Genomic DNA, 2,016 nt, shown 5'->3' on the forward strand with positions numbered 1-2,016 from the left:
GATCGGGTAGGTGATCAGAACGTGCTGGGGATCACCGAGTCCATTCGTGATTACGTGGAGCGTAAGCAGGCGGAGTTGCCCGAGGGCGTGCAGCTGCAGGCCTGGGGTGATGCCAGCCGGATCCTTAGCGGGCGTATCGACCTGATGCTGCGCAATGCGGCGCAGGGTGGCATTCTCGTGGTGATTGCGCTGGCGCTCTTCCTGGATCTGTCTCTGGCGTTCTGGGTGGTGCTGGGCTTGCCTTTTGCTGTGCTGGGCTGCCTGGCGGCACTGGAGGTTTTTGGCCTGCCCGTGTCCATCAACGTTCTGTCGGTCTTTGGTTTTATTCTTGTCCTGGGACTGCTTGTGGATGATGCCATCGTAACGGCGGAGAGTGCCTACGCTCGCCTGGAACGCGATGGCGAGGGCTTGAAGAGTGTGGTGGGCGGCGTTCATCGCGTGGCCACCGCGACGATTTTTGGCGCGCTGACCACGGTGGTGGCTTTTGGTCCCAGTCTGTTTCTCACAGAAGGTTTTGCGAGGATCATGTCGCATATCGGCTGGGTAGTGATTCTCTGTGTCATCTTTTCTTTGATCGAGACCAAGCTTGTACTGCCTGCGCACCTTCGACACATCCAGGTCCCCAAGCCTGGTGACGAGATCGGTTTTTTTCGTACCGTGCAGCAGCGAATCGCGCAGGGCCTGGTGAATTTCGCTCAGGGTCCTTACCGTCGTATGCTCGGGCGGGCCGTCACCTATCGCTACACAACCCTCGCGGTGTTCTTCGCGGGACTCATCGTGTGTCTGGCACTGGTGCCCTCAGGGATATTGCGTGTGGTCTTTTTCCCATCGGTACCCTCGGATAATATTGGTGTCACCCTGGATATGCCCCAGGGAACTCCCTGGCAAAAAACCCACGAGTATGCCCGCCGTATAGAAAGCGCCGCGCAGGCCATGAACGATCGCTTCAAGGCGCAGGACGCCCAGGGGCGTGATGTGATCCGCACGTTACTGGTGCTGTCGGAAAGCGATACCCAGGCACGGGTTATCGTCGATCTTATTGTGAGCGAAGAGCGCGACATTGATTCTGTGGTGCTCGGTAAATGGCTCCGCGAGGAACTAGGTCCGCTACCAGGAGTACGCTCCTTCCGCATTGACGCGGCCGCGGGCCCCGGCGGTTCTCCCATCGATATTCAACTCGAAGGTGATGATCTGGAGCAGCTCCGTCAGGCAGCGAGTGAGCTCAAACTGAGCTTGGCGCAGGTCGATGGCGTTCGGGATATTCGCGACAGCTTCAACGCCGGCGGGCGGGAGCTGGATATCAGCGTCACTCCCGAGGGCGAGGCGCTGGGGCTGGGGGATGTGGACCTGGCCCGACAAATCCGCCAGGCATTCTTTGGCGCGGAGGTGCAGCGGGTGCAGCGGGGGAGAGACGAGGTTCGCGTCTATGTGCGCTTGCCGCAGCTTGATCGCACGCAACTGGACTCCCTGCAGTCGCTGTGGATCAGTCTGCCCGGTGGTGGGCGCGCGCCGTTTTCGGTGGTGGGTCGCGTCCGGGAGCAGACCAGCCTCAGTGTGATCAACCGTATTGACCTCTCTCGGGTGGTCAACGTCCGGGCGGACGTTGATAAGGCCCAAACATCGTCCAGCGATGTTATGGCGCTTGCGGAGAGCAGCATGCTGCCGGAGATACTGGCGCAGCATCCCCTCGTTCGCTACTCCGTGGCCGGCGAGGTGGACGAGCAGCGCAAAACGTCGGACGGTCTGCTCTACGGCGGCATTCTGGTGATGCTCCTGATCTACGCCGCCCTGGCAATCCCGCTGAAGAGCTATCTCGAGCCTTTGCTCATCATGTCCATTATTCCCTTTGGAGTGACCGGCGCTTTACTGGGGCACCTGATACTGGGCATGGATGTGAGTATCTTGTCCGCTATTGGGATTATCGGACTCATCGGCGTGGTGGTGAACGACAGCCTGGTGATGGTCGACTTCATCAACCATTACATTGAAGAAGGCTACGACTGGAAGTCCGCGGTA

General features: G+C 59.6%; 1 protein-coding gene. It reads left to right on the forward strand.

The annotated features are described in order from the left end of the window. On the forward strand, nucleotides 1-2,016 hold a 2,016-nt coding region (locus ACTG3T_RS06725), incomplete at both ends, for an efflux RND transporter permease subunit (protein WP_439101496.1).

Origin of the sequence: Congregibacter sp. (assembly GCF_965660375.1) — a bacterium.
In the GTDB taxonomy this organism is placed as follows: Bacteria; Pseudomonadota; Gammaproteobacteria; order Pseudomonadales; family Halieaceae; genus Congregibacter.